We start from the raw sequence: 21,849 nt of genomic DNA, 5'->3' as shown, positions 1-21,849 counted from the left end.
AGGCCCCGCACCCGCCAGCCGGCCTGGCGACGGAGGCGTCGTCCGTGAGAGACGCTTTCCGTCGTTCCCCTGAGTCTTGCCGCAGGAGTTGTACGCATGAGCGAGGTGGTTCTCCAGATGCAAGGCATCTGCAAGCGCTTCGGGGCGACCCGGGCGCTCAACGATGTCCATTTGACGGTGCGCAGCCATGAAATCCACGCCCTGATGGGCGAAAACGGCGCCGGCAAGAGTACCTTGATGAAAGTGCTTTCGGGCGTCTATCAGCCCGACGCAGGCACCCTGCACGTGGACGGCAAGCCGGTCGTCATTTCGTGCACCACCGATGCGCGCAGGGTCGGCATCAACCTGATCTACCAGGAACTGTCGGTGGCGACCAACCTGACGGTCGCCCAGAACGTCTTTCTCGGGAGCGAGCTTCGCACCCGTTACGGCACCGCCGACACCGCAGCGATGGAGGCGCGGACCGACGAGGTGTTGCGCAGCCTGGACGCCCCCTTTCGCGCCCATACCCACGCCAGCACGCTGTCGATCGCGCAGCAGCAACAGGTCGAGATCGCCCGCGCCCTGATCCACCGCGGCCGCATCCTGATCATGGACGAGCCGACGGCGGCGCTCTCCGAGCGCGAAACCGAGGCGCTGTTCAAGATCGTGCGCAAGCTGCGCGACGAAGGTATCGCCATCATCTACATCAGCCACCGCATGGCCGAAGTCGATGCGCTGGCGGATCGCGTCACCGTCCTGCGCGACGGCGGCTACGTCGGTGAACTGACGCGGCGCGAACTCGAACCGGGGCGCATCGTGCAGATGATGGTCGGTCGGCCGCTGGGCGATTTTTACCAGCAGAAGACGGGGCGCACGCGCGGCCGGCCGGTGCTTGCGCTTGAGCACATTTCCGGCGGCAAGGTCCGGCCGGCGACGCTTACCGTGCATGCCGGCGAAGTCCTGGGACTGGCCGGGCTCGTGGGCGCAGGGCGGACCGAACTGGCCCGGCTCATTTTCGGCGCCGACCGGCGCGAGTCCGGCGTGCTGCGCCTTGACGGCGAAGTCGTGACCATCGACGAACCGCTCACGGCCATCCGCCTGGGCATCGGCTACCTGCCCGAAGATCGCAAGGGCCAGGGCCTCTTCCTGCAACTGTCGGCACTGGCCAACACCGCGATCAACGTGGTCAGCCAGCACAGCCGGGCGGGCATCATCGACCATCCGGCGCTGAACGCGCTCACCCAGGCGGCGATCGCCCGCCTGAGCATCAAGGTCGGCGGCCCGGACGGCATCGTCGGCGGGCTTTCGGGCGGCAACCAGCAGAAAGTCCTGCTCGCGCGCTGGCTGGAGATCCGCCCCAAGGTGCTGATCCTCGACGAGCCGACACGCGGCGTCGACGTCGGTGCGAAAGCCGAGATTTACCGGATCATCAACGAACTGGCGGCGCAAGGCGTGGCCATTCTGGTGATCTCGAGCGAACTGCCGGAAATCATCGGCATCTGTGACCGTGTGGTGGTCATGCGCGAAGGCGTCATCACCGGCGAATGCCAAGGCGAAGCGATCAATCAAGAACACATCATGACACTGGCCACGCATGCCGCGCATACCGCGCAGGCCGCGGCCTAGGCCAGAGATCGGGGGACAAAAATGAACACTGTGGCCAACACCACCCAAGCCGCCGGCGAGGGCCAACTGCGAAAATCGACGGGCAGCCTGCTCTTCGAGCGCCTGGGCATGCTGCCGGTGCTGATCGTGATGTACCTCGTGTTCTACGGCCTGACGGTTTACTACAGCGCCGACGGGACGTCGAACTTCATCTCCAGCGCCAACAACATGAACATCGTGCGCCAGGTGGCGATCAACCTGGTGCTCGCCTCGGGAATGACCTTCGTCATCCTCACCGCCGGGATCGACCTCTCCGTCGGCTCGATGCTGGCGGTGGCGGCCGTCCTCGGCATGCACGTCTCCTTGCTTGAATCGATGGCCTGGCTGTCCCTGCCGACCTTCATCGGCGTCGGCCTGCTCTGCGGCCTCCTGAACGGCGTGCTGGTGGCCTACCTGGGCATGAACCCCTTCGTCGTCACCCTCGGCACTCTGACCGCCTTTCGCGGCGCGGCCTACCTGCTCGCCGACGGGACGACGGTACTCAACAGCAACATCCCCAGCTTCGACTGGCTGGGGAACGGCGACTTCCTCGGCATTCCCTGGCTGGTCTGGGTCGCCGCGGCGGTGGTGCTGCTCTCCTGGTTCATCCTGCGCAAGACCATCCTCGGGCTGCACATCTACGCGGTCGGCGGCAACCCGACGGCGGCTCGGCTCACCGGCATCAAGGTGTCGTCGATCCTGCTCTTCGTCTATGCCATCAACGGCCTCTTCTCGGGCATCGCCGGCGCCATGTCGTCGAGCCGCCTCTACGCCGCCAACGGCAACTGGGGAACCGGCTACGAGCTCGACGCCATCGCCGCCGTCGTGCTCGGCGGCACCAGCCTGATGGGCGGCGTCGGTTCGATCTGGGGGACGGTCATCGGCGCGCTGATCATCGGGGTGATGAACAACGGCCTGACCATCCTCGGGCTCTCGTCGTTCTGGCAATACGTGGCCAAGGGCGTCGTCATCATCCTCGCCGTCCTGCTCGACAAATGGCGCCAGCAACAGAACGCCGGCAACTGAACGGTTTTCCCTTCCCTTTTTCTGCCCCTCAACCCTGATCCCTGATGAATCCTCGCGATGTATTTAGGTCTTGACCTCGGCACCGGCTCGGCCAAAGCCCTGTTGCTCGACGCCAACGGCGCCACGGTCGGCGAAACGAGTGCCGCGTACCACGCCGTCAGCCCCCATGCCGGCTGGAGCGAAATCGACCCGGAAATCTGGCTGCAGGCGCTCACGACGTGCGTCCAAGCCCTGCCGGCGGGCGCTCGCGCCGCCGTCAAAGGCATCGGCCTTTCGGGGCAGATGCACGGCGTGGTGCTCTCCGACGCCCAAGGCAACGCCCTGCGACCCGCCGTCCTGTGGCTGGACACCCGTGCCGTCGCCCAACTGGCACGCTATCCGACCCTGGCTGACAGCCTCAAACGCCTGGGCAATGCGCCCTCGGCCGGCATGGCTGGCCCGATCCTGCTCTGGCTGGCGGAACACGAGCCCATCGGCCTGCAAGCCGCGCGCTGGGCGCTGCAGCCCAAGGACTGGCTGCGCCTCCGGTTGACGGGGATCGCCGGCAGCGAGGCGTCCGACGCCAGCGGGACGCTCCTCGCCGACCGGCAAGGACGCTGGGACCGTTCGCTGCTGGAAACCCTGGGCCTGCCCGACCGCCTGCTCGCCCCGCACTTTGCCTCGCACGAGGCGGCCGGAACGCTGACGGCGAGCGTGGCCGCTGCCTGGGGACTGCCTGCAGACACTCCGGTGGCCGCCGGCGGCGGCGATACCCCGGTCGCCGCGCTGGGAAGCGGTCTGCTGCTCGACGGCTCGGCCCAGCTGACCACGGGCAGCGGCGCCCAAATCGTGGTGCTGCGCCACACCTTGCCCGCCCCGTCGGCCAAGCTCAACAGCTACCGCACGGCCGCACCGCCCGAGTTGCCGCGCTGGTACACGATGGCGGCGATGCAAAATGCCGGCGTCGCGCTCGAATGGGCGCGCCGCACCCTGGGGCTCGACTGGCCGGCGGCATATGCCGCGGCCTTCGGAAGTTCGCTCCGCACCGACGACGAACTGTTTTTCCTGCCCTACCTCGGCGGCGAGCGCACGCCCTGGATGGATGCGCAGGTTCGCGGGGCCTGGGTCGGCCTCAGCCCGGGGACGGACAACGGCGCCCTGATGCGCGCAGCCTTCGAAGGCGTCGCTTTCGCGATCCGCGCCGGCCTCGATGCGTTGCACGCGCAGGGCACGCGCCCAACCCAGCTGCGCCTGGCCGGCGGCGGCTCGGTACACCGCGCCTGGCAACAACTGTTGATGGACGTCTTGCAGTTGCCGCTCGAAGCCGTCGACTGCCCCAACGCCTCGGCCCGCGGCGCCGCCCTCCTCGGTGGCCTGGCCGCGGGGCACTGGAGCACCGCCGACCTGTACGCGCTGGCGCCAGCGTGCCACCCCGTCGGCGAGCCGGCGAGCGTGCGCTACGCGCTTCCGTATCGGCGCTTCTGCGATCTGTATGCCCGCCTCGCAGGCTGGTTCGGACGGGACGGATTGCAAACCGAGAATTAATCGCCGGCCCCGGCAAGGGCTTCGACGAAGGAAGGAGTTTTGATGTTTCTGGGAATCGACCTCGGCACCTCCGAAGTCAAATTGCTGTTGCTGTCCGAGGCGCAACGGGTGCTCGCGGTCGCGGGGGAAAAGCTCCCGCAGTCCCGCCCTCTGCCCGGCTGGTCGGAACAATCCCCCGCGGCATGGTGGGCGGCAACGAGCCGTGCTGCCGCTCGCCTGCGTGCCGCCGAACCGCAAGCGTTCGCGGCGATCCGGGCGATCGGCCTGTCCGGGCAGATGCATGGCGCCACCCTCCTCGACGTCCGGGATCGGGTGCTGCGCCCGGCCATCCTCTGGAACGACACCCGCGCCGCCGCCGAATGCGAGGAGCTGAGCGCGCGTTGCCCCGCGCTGCCCGCCATCGCCGGCAACCTCGCCATGCCCGGATTCACCGCGCCCAAGCTGCGCTGGGTCGCCAAGCACGAACCTGATCTCTTCGCCCGCACGGCCGCGGTCCTGCTGCCCAAGGACTACCTGCGCCTGTGCCTGACCGGCGAGAAAGTCGGCGAGATGTCCGACGCCGCCGGCACGCTGTGGCTGGACGTGGCCCGACGCGACTGGTCGGACGAACTCCTGGCGGCGACCGGCCTCGCCCGCCGCCACATGCCGCGCCTTGTCGAAGGCAACGCCGTCTCCGGCACCGTGCTGCCGGCCGTGGCCCAGGCCTGGGGCCTGCCGCCTGGCGTGATCGTGGCCGGCGGCGGCGGCGACAACGCGGCCAGCGCCGTGGGCATCGGCGCCGTCTCGCCGGGCGACGGCTTCATCTCGCTGGGAACGAGCGGCGTCGTCTTCGTCGTCACCGACTGCTTCCGCCCCAACCCCGCGTCGGCCGTCCACGCCTTCTGCCACGCCCTGCCGGAGCGCTGGCACCAGATGAGTGTGATGCTCTCGGCCGCCAGCGGCCTCGCCTGGCTCACGCGGCTGACCGGTGCCAAGGACGAAGCCAGCCTGCTCGCACAAATGCGGGCTTTGCCACAGGAGGCCCTCGAACGCGCGCCCGTGTTCCTCCCCTACCTCTCGGGCGAACGCACCCCGCACAACGATGCCGCCGCGCGCGGCGCCTTTCTCGGCCTGGACCACGACACCTCGGCGGCCACGTTGGCCTATTCAGTGCTCGAAGGCGTGAGCTTCGGCCTCCTCGACGGCATGAGCGCCTTACGTGCGGCCGGAACGCAGGTCGAACGTCTGGCCTTGGTCGGCGGCGGGTCGAAAAGCCCGGAATGGGCGCAGCTGCTGGCCAGCGGCCTGGAAATCGAAATCGTCACCGCCCCCGGCGCCGAGGCCGGCGCCGCGCTGGGTGCCGCCCGCCTTGGCTGGCTCGCAGCGAGCGGCGACGAAGCGGACGTGTGCACTGCGCCCGAGGGCGGTCAGCGCTTCCGCCCGAACCCGGCGCAACGGGAACGTCTGCTTCCGCGCTACGAGAAATTCCGCGCCGCCTACCCGCGACTGAAGGATCTGTTTGCTAACAGGGCATGAGGGAGCGTAACGCCGGGGGTTGCGTCCCGAATCATGTGAAGATCATTGCGCCACGCCCCCGGCATCGCGGTCGGTGAGGCCTGTTCCGGGTTTGGCGGCATAATGCCGCCTGCTCGCTCGTCGAGGTTTGAGGTCGACGCGAGCGCCTTCACGCCAAATTCGTTCCAAACGCGTTTTCAACGCATTCTCAACCCAACCAAGAAAGCCCCTCACATGCCGGATGCGCACATCTGGGTCGATGCCGACGCCTGCCCCGGCGCGATCAAGGACATTCTCTACCGCGCGGCCAACCGGGCCGAAATCCGGCTGACCTTGATCGCCAACCAGATGCTGCGCGTGCCGCCCTCGCCCTGGATTCGGGCGCTGCAGGTGCCGTCGGGTTTCGACGTCGCCGACGCACGCATCGCGCAGGAGGCGCAGATGGGCGACCTGGTGGTGACGGCCGACGTGCCGCTGGCGGCGCAGGTGATCGCCAAGGGCGCATTGGTGCTCGACCCGCGCGGCGAGTTGCTGGACCAAAGCAGCATCGACGCGCGCCTGACGTTGCGCAACTTCATGGAAAGCCTGCGCAGCAGCGGCGTCGACACCGGCGGCCCGCCGGCCCTCTCGGCGGCCGACCGGCAGGCCTTCGCCAATCAGCTCGACCGCTGGCTGGCGAAACTCAAGCGCTGACGCCGACCGGAAGCGCCCCAGGATCGCCCATCCATGCGCCCTCCCGCCGGCCTGCAGGGCGCATGGAGGCTCGCGTCCAGGGCCATGAAAAACGCGCCGTCCCTCTCGGGATGCGGCGCGTGGCTTTGCGGTGCGGCGTTCAGGCCAGGATCAAAACCGCTCAGAATCTGTACGAATAGTGCGCTGACATGAAAACCATGTACGGGTCTTCGTACTTGCCGCCGATCACCGGGCTCGGGTCGCGCAGCGTGCTGCTGCGCAGGTATTCGGCGGCGATGCCGAGTTCGGACTTGGGCGACAGCGTGTACTGGACGCCGGCACCGAAACGCCAAGCGTCCGATGCCGGCAAGGCGTACGAGGCCTGATTGTTGTGCTTGTAGAAGCTGCTGTCGTAGGCCACGCCGGCGTTGATCCGGGTCGTCCCGCTGTACTGGTACTGGGCGCCGAGGGCGACGTGCCAGGTGTCCTGCAGCTGCAGCTTGCTGGTCGTCACGCCGCCGCGGGTTTCCACCGAGGCGTGCGAGAAGGCGCTCCAGTCCTGCCAGCCGAGGTTACCGGTCATCGCCCAGCGGTCAGAGAGTTTCTGGTAGACGCTGAACATCAGCTGCTGCGGCGAATTCACGCTGGCGGCGACGGGGAAGGTGTGCGTGCCGCCGAGGCCGGTGTTGACCGTGGCATCGACGTTGAAGTCGTAATCGACCTTGCTCGTCCATACGAGGCCCAGGCGCATCGCGGCCGAGGGCTCGTACATCACGCCGACGCGGCCGCCGAACTGCCAGTCGCCGTCTTTCTGCTCACGCTCGCCGCTGCCGTCCACCGCCAGCCGCTTGAGCTTGAAGAGGCCGTAGTTGGCGGTTAGGCCAGCACCGACCGACCACGTGTCGTTCACCCGGTAAGCGATCGTCGGCTGCAGGGTCATCGCCATCAGCGTCGACTCGGTGGTGAGGTTACGGCCAGCCCAGTCGTCGCCGTAATTGAGCTTGAGGCCGAAGTTGCCGTAGGTGGCGAGACCGATCTTCAGGTCGTTGCTGATGCTGTGGCTGTAGAACAGGCTCGCGCCCGGCATCCAGCCGACGACGTTGCCCGGGCTGCCGCCGCCGAAGGTCTGCTGCGCCTGGCTGTTCGCGCTCACCGAGTAATCGACGCCGCCGTAGAGGAGCTGCGCGCCGGTCGAAAGCTGGTTGCCGCTCAGGCGCGTCATCCCGGCAGGATTGCTGTAAACGGTGGACGCATCCTCGGCGCGAGCGGCGGTGCCTGCGCCGGCGAAACCGAGGTCGGAGGTCGCCACTTCGTAGAGGTAAAGGCCACCGGCGTGGGCCAGCACGGGAGAGATCAGGGCGACCGCCGCTGCACGACGAATGAATGAAGCTCGCATCGGTGTTCCTTTCAAAGCCTTGAATCGAACCGGGCCACGCTAGCAGAATTTGCATTTGGCATCAAGCCAAACCCCTTAAAAGCCGTTCAACACGCCCGTCTCGTCGGGCACAAACCAAGGCACGGCGGGGACCTAAAGCCACCCCAGCATCAGCCCGGAACCGATCATGAACATGCCGACGGCGACCAAGCGCTGCACGGCGCTCAGGGTGACCTTGTGCATCAGCCGTTTGCCGACGTAGGCGCCGAGAAAAGCGCTGAGCGCGCCGACGGTCACCGGCAGCGCCAGCGCCTCGGCCTGTGCCGGCGGGACGGCCAGCGCAGCGTGGCCGTAGGCCGTCAGGCGCACTCCGTCGACCAGCGCCGCAAGCACCGCGCCTGTGGCGACGAAGCCCTCCTTGGAAAGACCGGCCTTGATCAGGAAGGCCGAACGCAGCGCGCCTTGGTTGCCCGACAAGCCACCGAAGAAGCCCGACAAGGCGCCGCCGAGCGGCAACCAGCGCGGCGCGAAAGCCAGTGCCTGGAAGCGCGGCGACAGCTCGAGCAGGGCGAAGACGACGATCAGCGCGCCGATCAGCGCCTTGATCGGGGTGACTTCGTAGCGCGTTCCGGCGAGCAGGTAGTGGCCGAGCGCGGGCAGCCGGTCGACGGCGCCGAGCGCCGCAGCCCCGACCAAGGCGGCCAGCGCCGCCGGCAGGCCGAAACGGAGGACGACCCGCCAGTCCGCCGCGCGGGCGAGCAAGCCGAGCTTGAACAGGTTGCTGGCCAGGTGCACCACCGCCGTGGCGGCGATGGCGAGCGGCACGGGGAAAAACAGCGCGAAGACCGGCGTCATCATCGTGCCCAGGCCGAAGCCGGAGAACAGCGTCAGGGTCGAACCCACCAGCGCGGCGAAAGCGATGAGTGCCAGTTCCATGCAGCGTTCCGGGCGTAAGATGAAAGACATGAGGGGCCGAAAAACCGGCCCGGTTTCAGGGTAGCGCCCGGCGTCGAGCGTGTCCAAGGCTTTCCAAGCTTCCCCCGGCTTCAGGGGTCGGATCGCGCCATATCGCGTTGAGGCACGCGCCCGGCGACCGGCGAACGGTTGAATTTCCGGCCCCCCGGGCTAGAGTCAGACCAAAGGGCGCAGCGCCCCACCGGACAAGCGTCGACGAACGAGGACAGGACATGCACAGAGCCGTTTCCGCGGAATTTCTCAAGGCGTGGCAGGCGTTCGCCGATCGCGTGGCCGATGCAGCGCAGGTGCCGGCCGCATTGGTGATGCGGGTATGGCCCAAACAGATCGAAGTGCTGGTGACCAGCCTCGGCGCGGGCAATCCCTACGAAGCGCACGAACGGATCGACCTCGGCACCGGCCTCTACTGCGAGACGGTGATGCGTCGGCGTGAGTCCTTGCAGGTGTCCGACGCACGGAGCGATCCAGACTGGGCGCACAATCCCGACGTGAAGCTGGGCATGATCAGCTACCTCGGGGTGCCGCTGCTGTGGCCGGACGACAGCATCTTCGGCACGGTCTGCGTGCTCGACCGCAAGTCGCGCAATTACGACGCCAAGACCTTGCGCCTGCTGCAGGCGCTCAAGGCGCTCATCGAGGACGATTTTCGCCTGATCGACGCCGGCCAGAGTACGCCGCCTGAGCGCTATGGCCCACACTGGCAGGCGTTCGAACGCTGCCTCGCCGAACTGAAGGCCGAGCGACTGACAGGCGCATGCTCGCCACCGTATTGAGCGCCAGCCACCGGAGCGGGTTGCGGCAGCAGGCGCACGATGCCAACGCCCGTTTCGACGGTTGGTTTCGACGGCCTGTCAGTTCCCCTTCACATCGCCTTCCCGTCTGGGGTCTGCACCACCGAACCACCCGTCGCGAGTGCGTTCGATGAAATGCAATCCGCTCGGCAGGCTGACCTCGCGCAGCTCATGCCCGCGCCGCTTGAGCGCGTCGAGCGTCGCGGCCGGGAAGCGCTTTTCTTCGAGCAAGGTCGGGCCGTTGAGCGAGCCGAAGTTCGGCAGGTCGATCGCGCGCTGGGCGTCGAGGCCCCAGTTGAGCATGCCGTAGAGGGTCTTGGCCGTGTAGTGGATGATCAGGCTGCCGCCCGGGCTGCCGCCGGTGATCAACACCTGCCCGCTCGCCTTGTCGCTGACGAGGACGGGCGACATCGAGGAACGCGGCCGCTTGCCCGGCTCGACCCGGTTGGCGACGGGCCGGCCGTCGTCGTCGCGCGGGGTGAAGCTGAAGTCGGTGAGCTGATTGTTGAGCAGAAAACCGCGCACAAAAAGGCGCGAGCCGAACACCGCCTCGATGGTGGTGGTCATCGCCAGAACGTTGCCGTCGGCATCGACGATGCTGAGGTGGCTGGTGCCGTACTCCGGTTGCTCGGGCATGCTTGCATACGCAATCTTGGTCCCCGCCGGAACGCCGGGCTTGGCTTTTTTCATGCTCGTCTCGCCGATGCCGCGCGCGCGTTCGGCAAGGTAAGCGGGGTCGAGCAGGCTCAACCAACGTCCGGCCGGCGGATCGGTAAAGGCCGGGTCGGCAACGTATTGCGCACGGTCGGCATAGGCCAGCCGCGCCGCCTCGCTGTAGAAATGCACGAAATCGGCCGAGGGCCGCCCGTCCGCGCCGAGGCGCAGGCTTGCGGCCGGGCTTCGCTCAAGCAGGCCGAAGATCTGCCCGATGGCCAGCGTGCCCGAACTTGGCGGCGGCATGCCGCAGACCGTATAAGCCCGGCTCGCCGGCGTGTAGTCGAAGCACAAGGGCGCACGTTTCAAAGGGAGATACTCCGCCAGGTCGGCAAGCGTCATCCGCCCCGGGTTGCTCGGGTGCTTTTGCACGGCGTCAACGATGGCCTGCGCCAACGGGCCGCGATGCAGGGCGTCGGCGCCTTCGCGGGCCAGCAGGCGAAGGACCGCGGCGTATTCCGGGTTTTTCAGCAGATGCCCGACCGGCCAGGGCTTGCCGTCGGCATCAAAAAAATACTTCGCGGCGGCGGGGTCGGTTTTCAGGTGGTAGTCGCTGGCCAGCAGGGTATGGAAGCGATGGCTGACCTCAAAGCCTTGCTCGGCCAGGGTGATGGCCGGCTCGAACAGCCGGGCCCAGGGGAGTTTGCCGTGTTCCCGATGCGCCAATTCCAGGGCGCGCAGCGCGCCGGGAACGCCGACCGAACGCCCGCCGACCACGGCCTCGGTAAAGCCCATCGGTTTGCCGTCCGGGCGCAGGAACAGCCTTTCATCGACGGCGGCGGGCGCGGTTTCACGGCCGTCGTAAGTTTCGATCCGCCGGCCGTCGGAATGAACGATGAAGGCGCCGCCGCCCACCCCGCTCGATTGCGGTTCAACGAGGGTCAGCACCAGTTGCACGGCCACCGCGGCGTCGACGGCGCTGCCGCCGGCCTTGAGGATGGCGTAACCGGCGGCCGTGGCATGCGGATTGGCGGCCGCCACGGCAAAGCGCCGCGTGGCCCAGCCGGGCTTGTCGACGTAGCCCGAAGCGCCTTCGGGGGAAATCGGAGGACTGCTCAATGCGGCCGTCGGGGCGGCCCAGGACGAAAGCGGCGCGACGAAGGACGCAATGAGCAGCGCGGCGCAGCAGACGAGGCGGATGGAATTCAAGGTCTCACTCCGGCAAGGGCAAGGACGCAAGGGACAGGATGCGCCCCGCCTGCGCGAGGCAGGCAAGAGGCTCGCACCGCGCTGCACCTGGGCGGGGCACCGCGCGGCGAGGGTTCGCCCCCTCCGAGGCGAAGCATGCTGCTTACGGCGCCTTGAGGAAGGCGCCAAGGCCCTGGCCGACGAGGTCGGCGTAGGCCGGAACGGCGTCGAGCACCAGGGCGCGCTCGGGCGTCTCCGAGCTGTAGGCGGCGAAGATGGCCTGCAGCCCGGCGACGTGGCGGGCGACGCGGGTGGCGAGCGGCCAGCCCTTGTCGTCGAAAGGCACGAAGAGGCGGCCGAGTTGTTGCGCCCGCACGTAGAGCTCGTCCCTGCCCTGGGTGATCAGGGCTTCGTTGGTCACGCCGCGCAGCCGGCCCTGCGCCGGATTGGTCGTTTCCATCAACAGCGCCAGGGTGCCGGTGGCATCGCCCAGTTCGCGGTGCGAGAGGCCGCGCAGCTTCACCGGCGAGGGTTCGAGGCCCATGGTGATGTCGTCGAACTCGAGGTTGAGCAGCGCGATCGAGGCGATCTTCATCGCCCGCTCGTGCGCCACGATGGCGTTGACCACCGGGTACTCGGGCGAGGCTTCGTGCAGGTCGACGGTGATGTCGATCTTCTCGGCGCGGATCAGACTGGTGATGGCATAGGCGACCTTCTCGGTGAAGGTGCCGTCCGGCCGGCCGGGGTAGGCGCGGTTGAGGTTGCGCGTTTCCGAACCGGAGAGCTTCTGCCCGGACGAAGCGTGCACGTAGATGTCCGGATCGGGCCACTGGTCGGCGGGGCTGGTGGCGCGCGAACCGTAGCGGAAGCGGCGCGGCCCGCCGGCCGTTTCGACGGTGAAGTGGCGCGGCGTGCCCTCCATGTAGTCGGTGTGCGTCAGCGTCGAAGCGTTGGCGAAGGGAATGACGTAGAGCTTGCCCGAAGTCGGCATCGCGTTTTCGATCAGCACGATGGCGGCCATGAAGCCCGAGGGCTCGTTGCCGTGCGTGCCGCCGAGCACCAGCGCGCTGGCGCCGGGCTTGCCCGAATCGAGGACGTAGATGTCGGTGTCGCCGCGAGTGCCGGCAATGCCGTCAAAATACTGCGAGAGCTTGACCACTTTGGTGACCCCAGCCCCCTGCTTGACCACGTCCGGCTCGCGCATGCTCAGAGCATCGGGAACGACGATGGCAAGCACGGCGAGGACGAAGATCAGGATGGCGAGCGAGAGGCCGAGGCTGCGGCGGTCGTCGAATGGTTTGGTTTGTTTCGTTTCCATTTTCTTCGCCTCACACCACCATCAGGGCTCGCATGACGAGCGGGATGAGCACCAGCGCGGCGTTGAGCTTGAGCGCCACGCTCTTTTGCGAGAACAGCTCCATCGCCACCAGCACCAGCGCCAGGACGACGATCAGTCGATAGATCAGCGTCATGATCAGACTCCCAGGAAGGCGGCGATCGGGTTGGCGAAGACGATCATCAGGAGACCGACAAGCACTGCGGCCACCGCCGGCCAGAAGCACAGCTTGGCGATCTCGCCGTAGTCGTTCACCCCGATCAGCTTGGCGGTGACCACAGGAGTCAGCGCGACGGGCGGCATATAGCTGCCCATGGCGCCGATCAGCGAGAGCGCGGTGAGGACGATGATCTGGTTCTGTCCGAGCATGGCCAGCGCGAACGGCACGCCAAGCACGCTGGCGCCGCCATAGACCGAAACGCCGCCGAAAATCGGCAGGATCAGCGCCACGCCGGCGAGCATCAGAGTGCTGGGCAACGACAGCGCCCCGATGACCACCGAGCCGCGGATGCCGGTGAGCGTCATCACTTCGATCAGCATGCCGACGCCGAAGAGGATGCCGATCACGGGCAGGATTTCGCTCACGCCATCGCGCGCGCAGCGCAGCGGATTGACGCGTTTGCCGCTCATCAGCGCGAGCACCGCGCCGATCAGGAAGGTGAGCGGCAGGCGCGGATCGGGAAACCAGGTCGGAAAGGCCTTCGGCCCGACCATGAGGACGAAAACGACGAGCAGCGGCAGATAGAGGCCGAAGCTGCCCTTGCCGCCTTCGGCGCGGCTGCGCTCGATGACGAGGGCCAGTTTGTCGCGCTGCACGTGGCGGTAGCCGAGGTAGAGGCTGGTCAGGATGGCGAGCGGCAGCGAGGAGAGGAGCAGCGGCAGCTCGAAACCGATGTAAGGCAGGTCGATGCCGCCGCCGATGGTCATCACCAGCACGTTCACCGGCGGCGCGATCATGCCATAGACCGCGGCGCTGGAAATGAAGGCGCCGGCGACGATCAGCGGCAGCCCGAGTTCGACGAGGATGGGCGCGACGATGGCGCCGGTGCCGAGCACCGAGGCGGTGCAGGAACCGGTGATCATGCCCGGGAACATGATGACCACGGTGAGCGCGATCAAGAGTTGCAGCGGCGAGCGGCCGAAGGCGACGATGATGGCGCGCGTGAGTTCGGCGAGCAGCCCGTTGGCCTCGATGATCTTCATGAAGATCATCGCCGCGATGAGCACCAGGCCGACGTCGAGGTAACCGAACATGCCCTCGACGAGCTTGTCGAGGTGCAGGTCGCCATCGCCGGCGAGCAGCAGAATGAGCACCGAGGTGGCGGCCAGGCTGAGCGACACCGGCCACTTGGCGACGACGACCAGAACCACCAGCACGACCGCCATGAGCAGCAGGAACATCAATCCTGTTGTCATACAAAGACTCCGAGTTCTCCCCCGCCCCCAGCGCCGGGAATGCGGGGGGCAGAAGCGTTCATGAAAGAAGGATTACTTGAAGGCCTTGGCGAGCGGTTCGCCAACCTTGGTGATCTTCTCGACGCTGTCGAGCGGGATCTTGCCGTTGCCGGTGAGCTTGGTGAACAACCCGTCCTTGTTGCCGTCGGCGACGACGATGACGTAGTCGCACGCGGGCACGGTGTCGGTCAGGAACTTGTCCGAAAGGTCGCCGCGCCGGCCTTCGCCGCCGACGTGCAGGCCGATGATCTTGAAGCCCTGTTTCTTCGCTTCGGCGATCAGCGCCTTGGTGCGGTCGAGCTCGGCCTGGGTCGAAATGCCGGCGGCGCCGAGGCCCTTGGAGCTGCCGCCGAGGACGACGACCAGCGACTTGCCGCCACTGCCGGCGAGCGCCGGGGCGGCAATGCGCGCGTCGAGCTTGTACGGCACCTTGGCGCGGTCGAGCAGAACCTTGACCATCTCGATGTCGGCGCTCTGGCCGGAAGACGTCAGCACGGCGGGCTTGTCGGCGATCGGCGCCTTGAGCGCAAAGGCCGATTGCGCGTGGGCGGCAAAAGCGAGGAAGAAGGTACAGGCGGCAAGGGCGATACGTTTCATGGCAAGGCTTCCAGTTTCAGGGACTAGGCGAAATCCCGTCCCCCGGAACGCGCGCCGGGGGCGGGGCGAATCAAATCGAAACATCGACGAGGGGCACGAAGCGGGCAGGCATCGCGCCCCGGCGATCATCAGTAGGCGACGACGCGTCCGTCGCGGCGCGGGTCGGCGCCGCCATCGAGCCGCTTCGCGCTGCGGTCGAAGAGCACCGCCTGCACGCCGCCGAAGAAGGGATCCCAGTCGCCCTTGACGACGACCTTGTGGCCCATTTTCTCGAGCGCATTCTTGGTGTTGATCGAGACCCGCCCTTCGAGGTTGTACTCGCCGGCCTGCATGCGGAAGAAGCGCGGCGCCATGGTGGCCTGCTGGATCGGCATCTTATGGTCGATGACGTTGGAAATCACGCTCGCCACCGCACCGATGATGCGCGTCGCGCCCGGCGCGCCGATGGTCATGAACGGCCGGCCTTCGGGATCGATCATCAGGGTCGGGCTCATCGACGACAGCGGACGCTTGCCCGGTTCGATCGAGTTGGCCGAGCCGGGTTTCGGCACGAAGTCATCCATGTGGTTGTTCATCAGGATGCCGGTGCCCGGAACGATCACGCCCGAACCGAAGAAGTAGTTGATCGACTTGGTGATCGCGACCATGTTGCCCTTGCTGTCCATGACCGAGAGGCTGGTCGTCGAGCCGGATTCGAAGCGCGACGGATCGCCGGCGGAGACGCTCTCCATCGGTTTTTCCATGTCGATCTTCGACGCCAGGCTGATCGCGTAGGGCTTGCTCGTCAGGCCCTCGAGCGGAACTTTGACGAAATCGGTGTCGGCCATGTACTTGGCGCGGTCGGCGAACACCAGCTTCATCGCCTCGCTCCACAGGTGCAGCGTGGCCGGCGTGCCGTCACCGAGCTTGGCGACATCGAAGGTCTCGAGGATGTTGAGCAGCTGGATGACGTGGGTGCCGCCCGAGCTGGCCGGCGGGGTCGAGTAGAGCGTGTAGCCGCGGTAGCTGCCGGTCACCGGTTTGCGCACCTTGGGCTCATACGCCGCCAGGTCGGCCTCGGTGAGGATGCCGCCCGTGTCCTTGACGGCGGCGACGATCTTCTTGGCCAGCTCGCCCTTGTAGAAGCCGTCTTTGCCTTTCTTGGCGATGAGCTCGAGCGTTGCCGCAAGCTCGGGGTTCTTGATCGTGTCGCCCAGTTCGTAAGGCAGGCCGCCCTGCGTGTAGATCGCCGCGGTGGCGGGGAATTTGTTGATCTTGGGCAGTTCGTCGGTGATGATCTTGGCCAGGTTCACCGTGACCGGGATGCCTTTTTTCGCCCAGTCGATCGAAGGCTGGATGATCTGCGCGCGGGAGAGTTTCTTCGAGCCGAATTTCTCCAGCCCGTAGAGCAGGCCGGCGACTTCGCCCGGCACGCCGGAGGCCAGGCCACCGACCACGTTGGCGGCGTTGAGCACCTTGCCGTCGGCACCGAGCGCGTACATGTCGGGCCGCGCGGCCGCCGGTGCGGTTTCGCGGAAATCGATGACGACCGCATCCTTCATGCCAGCCAGCTTGACGATCATGAAGCCGCCGCCGCCGAGGCCGGAAGCGTTGGGTTCGAGCACGCCGAGCGCGAAGGCGGTGGCCACCGCGGCATCGACCGCGTTGCCGCCCTTCTTCAGGATGTCGACGCCGACCTGCGAAGCCTCGGGCTTGGCCGCGGCAACCGCGCCGTGACCGCCCTGCGCGCCGCGCGCGTAGAGGTTGACCGGGGTCTGGGCGAGGACCGTCCCGGACAGGGCCGAGACGGAAAAAGCACAAAAGGACAGCGTCAGCATTTTCCAGCGCATGAGAACTCCCTTCCGCAATGATTTTCGAGTTTCGACTCTATCACTTTCGAAAACGCCAGTGTGACGACATAATTCGCCTCATTTGTATCGCTGAAATCTACAATCGATGAGCGCTTATGATCATTTCTCCGGCGTCGCCGTTTTCGTCATGGTCGTCGAAAGTGGCAGCTTCGCCGCCGCCGCCAACCGCCTCAATCTCTCGCGCTCGGCCGTCGGCAAGACGGTCGCCCGGCTCGAGGAGAAGCTCGGCGTCAAGCTGATCCACCGCACCACGCGCACCCAGAGCCTGACCGAGGACGGGCAGCTCTTTTACGAACGCTGCCTGCGCGCGGTCAACGAGGTCCGCGAAGGCGCGGCGATGCTCGACTCGGGCCGCCTCTCGCTGCAGGGCAAGCTGCGCATTTCGGTGCCGGTACTTTTCGGCTGCCGCTGTGCGGCACCGATCCTCGTCGCCCTGGCGCAGAAAACGCCGAACCTCGAACTCGAGATCGATTTCGACGACCGGCGCGTCGACGTGATCAAGGAGGGCTTCGATTTCGTCGTCCGCGCCGGCCCCTTGCGCTCGGAAGCCGAGCGCAACCTGGTGGCGCGCAAGCTGGCCGAGCAGCGCATGGCCGTCTGTGCCGCGCCGGCCTATCTCGAAGCACACGGCGTGCCGCGCGAACTCGACGAGCTCTACAGCCACGAATGCCTGGTGTATTACCGCTCCGGCCAGGCTCGGGAATGGGCTTTCGCCGGTCACGACGACACGCCACTGCGCCTGCAACCGCCGTCGCGCCTGCTGCTCGACAACTATGAAGCCATCGCCGACGCGGCCGTCGCCGGCTGCGGCCTGGCCTGGCTGCCTTACTGGCTGGTGCGCGACCGCATTGCCAGCGGCCGGCTGGTGCATGTCCTCGAGGATAAGTCGAGCCAGGCCGTCGAGTACTACGCGCTGTGGCCGAAAACCCTGCACCTGCCGCTGCGCACGCGGGCCGCGCTCGACGAACTGGCGCACCACCTGCCGTCGCTGATGTAGGCAACGTCCTTAGCGGGTGGCCGGCTCGATCCCAGGCCCCGGCACGGCCGAGTCCAGAAAGACGAAATTGATCGCTGGCGGGTTCCAGCCCGGGGCGCTGCGCAGCACTTTCTCGACCGAGGCATTGAGTCTGACCGTCACCCGGAAGTCGTCGCCAAAGGTGGTGTCCCAGCGCGGCAGCACCTGCTTCAGGTACTCGAGTTCGTGGGCCTCGTCGACGATCACGCCCATCGTCTCGAGCAGGCTGAGCTTGGGCCAGTGCTCGCCGCCCGGACGGCCGTAGGTGACGACGCTCATGAAACGGGTGAAGTCGGAGTAGAACGGGTCGGAGGGGTCGATCACCTTGCCGTTGGAATAGATCCCGTCCATCAGGTAGGTGATCCGGTACTGGCCGGGTTGTCGCTGCGCCCACTGGTAGATGATTTCGTTGGTGGCATAGCCGAGACACAATTCGAGATGACCGCCGACGATGTAGATGTGGCGCGGCATCACCTTGAAGGAAATCTCGCCGCCTTGCGAACGCACCCAGTGGTCGGGCGCGCAGTCCTCCATGAAGTAATGCTCGATCGGCGTTTCGTCCACCAGATAGACGACCGGCATGCCGCGCCCCTTGGCGAAGCGCACGGCTTCGTCGACTCCGCGCTTGCTGGCAAAACGGGCATCGTGCGCCGAGGTGGCGTGCACCACGATGAGCGCGGCATCGCCTTTGAGCGCCACCTGTCCGGGTGGCGTCAAACGGGGCTCGGGGCAGGACGCCCACGCCGGCGCCGCCCCGAAGAGCAGCGCCGCAGCACAGGCCAGCGCGCGCAGCGCGGCGAAGAGGTGATGGACGGAGGTTGCGGACACGGAGCCACTCCCTGAAGGTTGGGGATCGAGAGCGGCATCTTAGCGACCCACCGAGCACCGGGAAACGCTGACAGCGGATGGCGGTCGCCGCAGACGGGGCGACCGCGGCAATTCCGCAACAGACGCGGCGGCTTAAGGCTAGGGCGCGACGTGCTTGAAGCGGCTCAGGTGCGCCTCGAAATCGGGCAGCGCACGCTGGTAGGGGGAGGTCATCAGCGGCGACGAGATCATGAAGTCGGCCGAGGCCCGGTTGCATGCCACCGGGACGTTCCAGACCACGGCGATGCGCAGCAGGGCCTTGACGTCCGGATCGTGCGGCTGCGGCTCGAGCGGGTCCCAGAAGAAGAGGATGAAATCGATCTCCCCTTCGGCAATCCGCGCGCCGATCTGCTGGTCGCCGCCGAGCGGGCCGCTGCGCAGCTTCTCGACCGGAACGCCGAGCACCTTCTCGAGGAGCGCGCCGGTCGTTCCCGTGGCGCAAAGCTGGTGCCTGAGCAGCGTGCCGCGGTTGAAGCGCGCCCACTCCATCAGGTCTTTCTTCTTGTTGTCGTGCGCCACCAGGGCGATGCGTTTGCGCGGAGGGACGGGCGTGGCCGGGCTGCCGGGCTGGCCGCCCGTGACCGGTCCGCTCGCGTTGTGTTCCGGAGGTTCGACGTGCTTGGCGTTCATGCGGTTCTCCTTTGTTTCAATCCTTGTTATGAGGACAGTGTACCTGCCCTTTGCGACATCACAATGACAGCAAGATCGGCAACGACGTTCCTAGCCATTCCATCGGCGCCCAAACGGCATAAAAAAACCCCGGTACGGCATACCACCGCGACCGGGGAAAGGATGGGCGAAAAACCCCGACGGAATCAGTAAACGCCTTGAGCGAGCATGGCGTCGGCGACCTTGACGAAGCCGGCGATGTTGGCGCCGTCGACGTAATTCACGAAGCCGTCCTTGCCCGTGCCGTAACGCACGCAATTGGCATGGATGTCGTGCATGATCTGGTGCAGACGCGCATCGACCTCGTCACGCGACCAGGGCAGGCGTTGCGCGTTCTGCGTCATTTCCAGGCCGGACGTCGCCACGCCGCCGGCATTGGCGGCCTTGCCCGGCGCATAGAGGATCTGCGCGTCGATGAAGGCGTGCACCGCCTCGAGGTTGGACGGCATGTTGGCGCCCTCGGCGACGCATTTGACGCCGTTGGCGACCAGCAGGCGCGCCGCTTCGCCGTCGATCTCGTTCTGCGTCGCACAGGGCAGCGCGACGTCGACGGGCACATGCCAGGGCGTTTTTCCGGCCACGTAAGGCAGGCCGAAATGCGCCGCGTAGTCTTCGACGCGGCCGTAGCGGTGGTTCTTGATCTCCATCAGCACAGCCAGTTTCTCTGGCGTGAAGCCCGATTCGTCGACCACCGTGCCCGACGAATCCGACGCCGTGATGACCTTGGCGCCAAGCGCCATGGCCTTCTCGATCGCGTACTGCGAAACGTTGCCCGAACCGGAAACCGAGACGCGCAGCCCGTCGAGGCTCATGCCGCGCATGGCGAGCATGTCCTGCACGAAGTAAACGAGGCCGTAGCCGGTGGCTTCGGGACGGATCAGGCTGCCCCCGAACGACAGCCCCTTGCCGGTGAACACACAGCCGGACTGGTTGGAAAGCTTTTTCATCATGCCGGCCATGAACCCGACCTCGCGCCCGCCGACACCGATGTCACCGGCCGGGACATCGGTGTCCGGCCCGAGGTGACGGTGAAGTTCAAGCATCAGCGCCTGGCAGAAACGCATCACTTCGCCGCGGCTCTTGCCCTTGGGGTCGAAATCCGAACCGCCCTTGCCACCGCCCATCGGCAGCGTGGTCAGCGCGTTCTTGAAGGTCTGCTCGAAGGCCAGGAATTTGAGGATCGAGAGGTTGACCGAGGGGTGGAAACGCATCCCGCCCTTGAAGGGGCCGATCGCCGAACTGTGCTGTACACGGAAAGCGCGGTTGACCTGCGTCTGGTTGCGGTCGTCGGTCCAGGCGACCCGAAACTGGATCGCGCGCTCGGGTTCCACGAGACGCTCCAGCAACCCGGCCTCGGCGTACTGCGGATGCGTGGCGATGAAGCTCCACAGGCTGTCCATCACTTCTTCCACCGCCTGATGGAATTCGGGCTGCTGCGGGTCGCGCGCCTTCACGTAAGCGAGGAAGTCGGCCAGATTGCTGTATTTCATGCTGTCTCCAAAGCAGGTTTTATAGGTATGGATTGATGGATTCGACGCGGCGCTCACGGCCAGTCCTCGGATTCAGGATTCGCGGGGCGCGTCACCCACCGTGTCGAGCAGGACGTCGTTTCTTCCAACTCGACACCACAGCTGCTTCGGAAAAGCCGGCACGAACCGGGAGGTCCGCGACAAGCCTGATTCTATCGGCGTTTGCCGCCATTCCAGCGGTGCCGACCTGTACGATTTTCGATCGCCAACGCGCACTTCTTTAATGCCGCAACGGAACAATATGATTCCCATTCGGAATCATGAACCTCCCTATGCCATACCGCTTATGCGCCGTCGCGACATTGCGCCTGCGGGGAGGGCGGGGACAAAACGGCTGCATGATATAGTTGCGCCTGCGCGCCGCACGGCCGGAGGTCGCCTGTCGACCCTCGCCCTGCGGCCTTTTCCTTGCCGCAGAAAGTCCTCCGATGAGTTCCGCCCAGACGCCCGCTTCGCCCCTCTTCCCGCCCGACATCCTGCGCGACGTCCAGAAGCGCCGCACCTTCGCCATCATTTCCCACCCCGACGCGGGCAAGACCACGCTGACCGAAAAGCTGCTGCTCTTCGGCGGCGCGATCCAGCTCGCCGGCACGGTCAAGAGCCGCAAGAGCGCGCGCCACGCGACCTCGGACTGGATGGAGGTGGAAAAGCAGCGCGGCATCTCGGTCACCAGCTCGGTGATGCAGTTCGAATACCAGGGACATACGGTCAACCTGCTCGACACGCCGGGGCACGAGGATTTCTCGGAAGACACCTACCGCGTGCTGACCGCCGTCGATGCGGCGGTGATGGTGATCGACGCGGCCAAGGGCGTGGAAGCGCAAACGATCAAGCTGCTCGACGTCTGCCGCATGCGCAACACGCCGATCATCACCTTCATCAACAAGCTCGATCGCGAAGTGCGCGATCCCTTCGAACTGCTCGAAGAGATCGAGTCGGTGCTGCGCATCGAGTGCGCACCGATCACCTGGCCGATCGGCATGGGCAAGACCTTCCGCGGCGTCTATCACCTGGGCGACGACAGCCTGTTGCGTTTCACGCCGGGCGAGGAGAAGCGCGTCGAAGCCGAGCGCATCTCGGGCATCGACAACGCGCTGCTCGATCAGGATCTCCCGCTCGAAGTCGGCAAGCTGCGCGACGATGTCGATCTCATCCGCAGCGCCAGCAGCCCCTTCGACCTCGTCGACTTCCTCGCCGGCCAGCAGA

Annotated in this window: 19 protein-coding genes; 8 read left to right on the top strand and 11 right to left on the bottom strand. The window is 66.5% G+C overall.

The window, feature by feature from the left end:
- Positions 1 to 96: 96 nt before the first annotated feature.
- The 5 genes from QMB55_RS09960 (at position 97) to QMB55_RS09940 (ending at position 6,363) form a co-directional block, all read left to right on the top strand.
- Positions 97 to 1,608 carry a sugar ABC transporter ATP-binding protein gene (locus tag QMB55_RS09960; protein WP_497588547.1) on the top strand — a complete coding sequence of 504 codons (1,512 nt, stop codon included), beginning with the start codon at positions 97 to 99 and terminating at the stop codon, positions 1,606 to 1,608.
- A gap of 21 nt (positions 1,609 to 1,629) precedes the next feature.
- The gene (locus QMB55_RS09955; RefSeq protein ID WP_497588546.1) at positions 1,630 to 2,652 is read left to right on the top strand and encodes an ABC transporter permease subunit; all 1,023 of its coding nucleotides are present in this window, start codon (positions 1,630 to 1,632) and stop codon (positions 2,650 to 2,652) included.
- A gap of 57 nt (positions 2,653 to 2,709) precedes the next feature.
- A complete protein-coding gene (locus QMB55_RS09950) occupies positions 2,710 to 4,176 on the top strand; it encodes a xylulokinase (RefSeq protein WP_497588545.1) in 1,467 nt (488 codons plus the stop codon).
- Between the two features lie 42 nt (positions 4,177 to 4,218).
- Positions 4,219 to 5,691, top strand: a complete 1,473-nt coding sequence (gene xylB / locus QMB55_RS09945) for a xylulokinase (protein ID WP_497588544.1) — start codon at positions 4,219 to 4,221, stop codon at positions 5,689 to 5,691.
- A gap of 213 nt (positions 5,692 to 5,904) precedes the next feature.
- On the top strand, positions 5,905 to 6,363 hold the full coding sequence (locus tag QMB55_RS09940; protein WP_497588543.1) for a YaiI/YqxD family protein: 459 nt from the start codon (positions 5,905 to 5,907) through the stop codon (positions 6,361 to 6,363).
- 160 nt (positions 6,364 to 6,523) lie between these two features.
- Here the strand turns inward: QMB55_RS09940 and QMB55_RS09935 are convergent, their stop codons facing one another.
- Complete coding sequence (locus QMB55_RS09935; RefSeq protein WP_497588542.1) at positions 6,524 to 7,738, bottom strand: OmpP1/FadL family transporter; 1,215 nt, start codon at positions 7,736 to 7,738, stop codon at positions 6,524 to 6,526.
- A 132-nt stretch (positions 7,739 to 7,870) separates the two neighbouring features.
- The gene (locus tag QMB55_RS09930) at positions 7,871 to 8,653 is read right to left on the bottom strand and encodes a TSUP family transporter (RefSeq protein WP_497588541.1); all 783 of its coding nucleotides are present in this window, start codon (positions 8,651 to 8,653) and stop codon (positions 7,871 to 7,873) included.
- Positions 8,654 to 8,904: 251 nt separating this feature from the next.
- Here QMB55_RS09930 and QMB55_RS09925 point away from each other — a divergent pair, with 251 nt between their 5' ends.
- Complete coding sequence (locus tag QMB55_RS09925; RefSeq protein WP_497588540.1) at positions 8,905 to 9,465, top strand: GAF domain-containing protein; 561 nt, start codon at positions 8,905 to 8,907, stop codon at positions 9,463 to 9,465.
- Positions 9,466 to 9,543: 78 nt separating this feature from the next.
- On the opposite strand, the gene QMB55_RS09920 is transcribed toward QMB55_RS09925, so the two are convergent.
- The 6 genes from QMB55_RS09920 to ggt all read right to left on the bottom strand — a co-directional run bounded on the left by QMB55_RS09920 (position 9,544) and on the right by ggt (position 16,542).
- Positions 9,544 to 11,346 carry a gamma-glutamyltransferase family protein gene (locus tag QMB55_RS09920; protein WP_497588539.1) on the bottom strand — a complete coding sequence of 601 codons (1,803 nt, stop codon included), beginning with the start codon at positions 11,344 to 11,346 and terminating at the stop codon, positions 9,544 to 9,546.
- 142 nt (positions 11,347 to 11,488) lie between these two features.
- On the bottom strand, positions 11,489 to 12,643 hold the full coding sequence (locus tag QMB55_RS09915) for a succinylglutamate desuccinylase/aspartoacylase family protein (protein ID WP_497588538.1): 1,155 nt from the start codon (positions 12,641 to 12,643) through the stop codon (positions 11,489 to 11,491).
- Positions 12,644 to 12,653: 10 nt separating this feature from the next.
- Positions 12,654 to 12,797: a hypothetical protein gene (locus QMB55_RS09910; protein ID WP_497588537.1), complete on the bottom strand. Its 144-nt coding sequence runs from the start codon at positions 12,795 to 12,797 to the stop codon at positions 12,654 to 12,656.
- Positions 12,798 to 12,799: 2 nt separating this feature from the next.
- Complete coding sequence (locus QMB55_RS09905; RefSeq protein WP_497588536.1) at positions 12,800 to 14,077, bottom strand: TRAP transporter large permease subunit; 1,278 nt, start codon at positions 14,075 to 14,077, stop codon at positions 12,800 to 12,802.
- Positions 14,078 to 14,149: 72 nt separating this feature from the next.
- A complete protein-coding gene (locus QMB55_RS09900; protein WP_497588535.1) occupies positions 14,150 to 14,713 on the bottom strand; it encodes a DUF6305 family protein in 564 nt (187 codons plus the stop codon).
- 128 nt (positions 14,714 to 14,841) lie between these two features.
- Positions 14,842 to 16,542, bottom strand: a complete 1,701-nt coding sequence (gene ggt / locus QMB55_RS09895) for a gamma-glutamyltransferase (RefSeq protein ID WP_497588534.1) — start codon at positions 16,540 to 16,542, stop codon at positions 14,842 to 14,844.
- A gap of 106 nt (positions 16,543 to 16,648) precedes the next feature.
- Between ggt and QMB55_RS09890 the strand changes: the two genes are divergently transcribed.
- Positions 16,649 to 17,560: a LysR family transcriptional regulator gene (locus QMB55_RS09890; RefSeq protein ID WP_497588533.1), complete on the top strand. Its 912-nt coding sequence runs from the start codon at positions 16,649 to 16,651 to the stop codon at positions 17,558 to 17,560.
- Between the two features lie 9 nt (positions 17,561 to 17,569).
- On the opposite strand, the gene QMB55_RS09885 is transcribed toward QMB55_RS09890, so the two are convergent.
- The 3 genes from QMB55_RS09885 to gdhA all read right to left on the bottom strand — a co-directional run bounded on the left by QMB55_RS09885 (position 17,570) and on the right by gdhA (position 20,604).
- The gene (locus QMB55_RS09885) at positions 17,570 to 18,406 is read right to left on the bottom strand and encodes a hypothetical protein (RefSeq protein WP_497588532.1); all 837 of its coding nucleotides are present in this window, start codon (positions 18,404 to 18,406) and stop codon (positions 17,570 to 17,572) included.
- Positions 18,407 to 18,544: 138 nt separating this feature from the next.
- Positions 18,545 to 19,075, bottom strand: a complete 531-nt coding sequence (locus QMB55_RS09880) for a methylglyoxal synthase (RefSeq protein ID WP_497588531.1) — start codon at positions 19,073 to 19,075, stop codon at positions 18,545 to 18,547.
- A 185-nt stretch (positions 19,076 to 19,260) separates the two neighbouring features.
- On the bottom strand, positions 19,261 to 20,604 hold the full coding sequence (gene gdhA / locus QMB55_RS09875; RefSeq protein WP_497588530.1) for an NADP-specific glutamate dehydrogenase: 1,344 nt from the start codon (positions 20,602 to 20,604) through the stop codon (positions 19,261 to 19,263).
- Between the two features lie 467 nt (positions 20,605 to 21,071).
- On the opposite strand from gdhA, the gene QMB55_RS09870 reads away from it, so the two are divergent.
- Positions 21,072 to 21,849: GTP-binding protein (locus QMB55_RS09870; protein ID WP_497588529.1), on the top strand; the 778-nt coding region annotated here is incomplete at its 3' end.

The sequence above is a fragment of the Propionivibrio sp. genome, from assembly GCF_041441355.1.
In the GTDB taxonomy this organism is placed as follows: Bacteria; Pseudomonadota; Gammaproteobacteria; order Burkholderiales; family Rhodocyclaceae; genus Propionivibrio.
Note: the sequence above shows the minus strand (reverse complement) of the source record. Positions and strands in the feature narration are given on the sequence as shown.

Excerpts from the sequence above, each read along its gene's own strand:
- QMB55_RS09960 (WP_497588547.1), top strand. The coding sequence starts at position 97 with ATGAGCGAGGTGGTTCTCCAGATGCAAGGCATCTGCAAGCGCTTCGGG.
- QMB55_RS09955 (WP_497588546.1), top strand. The coding sequence starts at position 1,630 with ATGAACACTGTGGCCAACACCACCCAAGCCGCCGGCGAGGGCCAACTG.
- QMB55_RS09950 (WP_497588545.1), top strand. The coding sequence starts at position 2,710 with ATGTATTTAGGTCTTGACCTCGGCACCGGCTCGGCCAAAGCCCTGTTG.
- xylB (WP_497588544.1), top strand. The coding sequence starts at position 4,219 with ATGTTTCTGGGAATCGACCTCGGCACCTCCGAAGTCAAATTGCTGTTG.
- QMB55_RS09940 (WP_497588543.1), top strand. The coding sequence starts at position 5,905 with ATGCCGGATGCGCACATCTGGGTCGATGCCGACGCCTGCCCCGGCGCG.
- QMB55_RS09935 (WP_497588542.1), bottom strand. The coding sequence starts at position 7,738 with ATGCGAGCTTCATTCATTCGTCGTGCAGCGGCGGTCGCCCTGATCTCT.
- QMB55_RS09930 (WP_497588541.1), bottom strand. The coding sequence starts at position 8,653 with ATGGAACTGGCACTCATCGCTTTCGCCGCGCTGGTGGGTTCGACCCTG.
- QMB55_RS09925 (WP_497588540.1), top strand. The coding sequence starts at position 8,905 with ATGCACAGAGCCGTTTCCGCGGAATTTCTCAAGGCGTGGCAGGCGTTC.
- QMB55_RS09915 (WP_497588538.1), bottom strand. The coding sequence starts at position 12,643 with ATGGAAACGAAACAAACCAAACCATTCGACGACCGCCGCAGCCTCGGC.
- QMB55_RS09910 (WP_497588537.1), bottom strand. The coding sequence starts at position 12,797 with ATGACGCTGATCTATCGACTGATCGTCGTCCTGGCGCTGGTGCTGGTG.
- QMB55_RS09905 (WP_497588536.1), bottom strand. The coding sequence starts at position 14,077 with ATGACAACAGGATTGATGTTCCTGCTGCTCATGGCGGTCGTGCTGGTG.
- QMB55_RS09900 (WP_497588535.1), bottom strand. The coding sequence starts at position 14,713 with ATGAAACGTATCGCCCTTGCCGCCTGTACCTTCTTCCTCGCTTTTGCC.
- ggt (WP_497588534.1), bottom strand. The coding sequence starts at position 16,542 with ATGCGCTGGAAAATGCTGACGCTGTCCTTTTGTGCTTTTTCCGTCTCG.
- QMB55_RS09890 (WP_497588533.1), top strand. The coding sequence starts at position 16,649 with ATGAGCGCTTATGATCATTTCTCCGGCGTCGCCGTTTTCGTCATGGTC.
- QMB55_RS09880 (WP_497588531.1), bottom strand. The coding sequence starts at position 19,075 with ATGAACGCCAAGCACGTCGAACCTCCGGAACACAACGCGAGCGGACCG.
- gdhA (WP_497588530.1), bottom strand. The coding sequence starts at position 20,604 with ATGAAATACAGCAATCTGGCCGACTTCCTCGCTTACGTGAAGGCGCGC.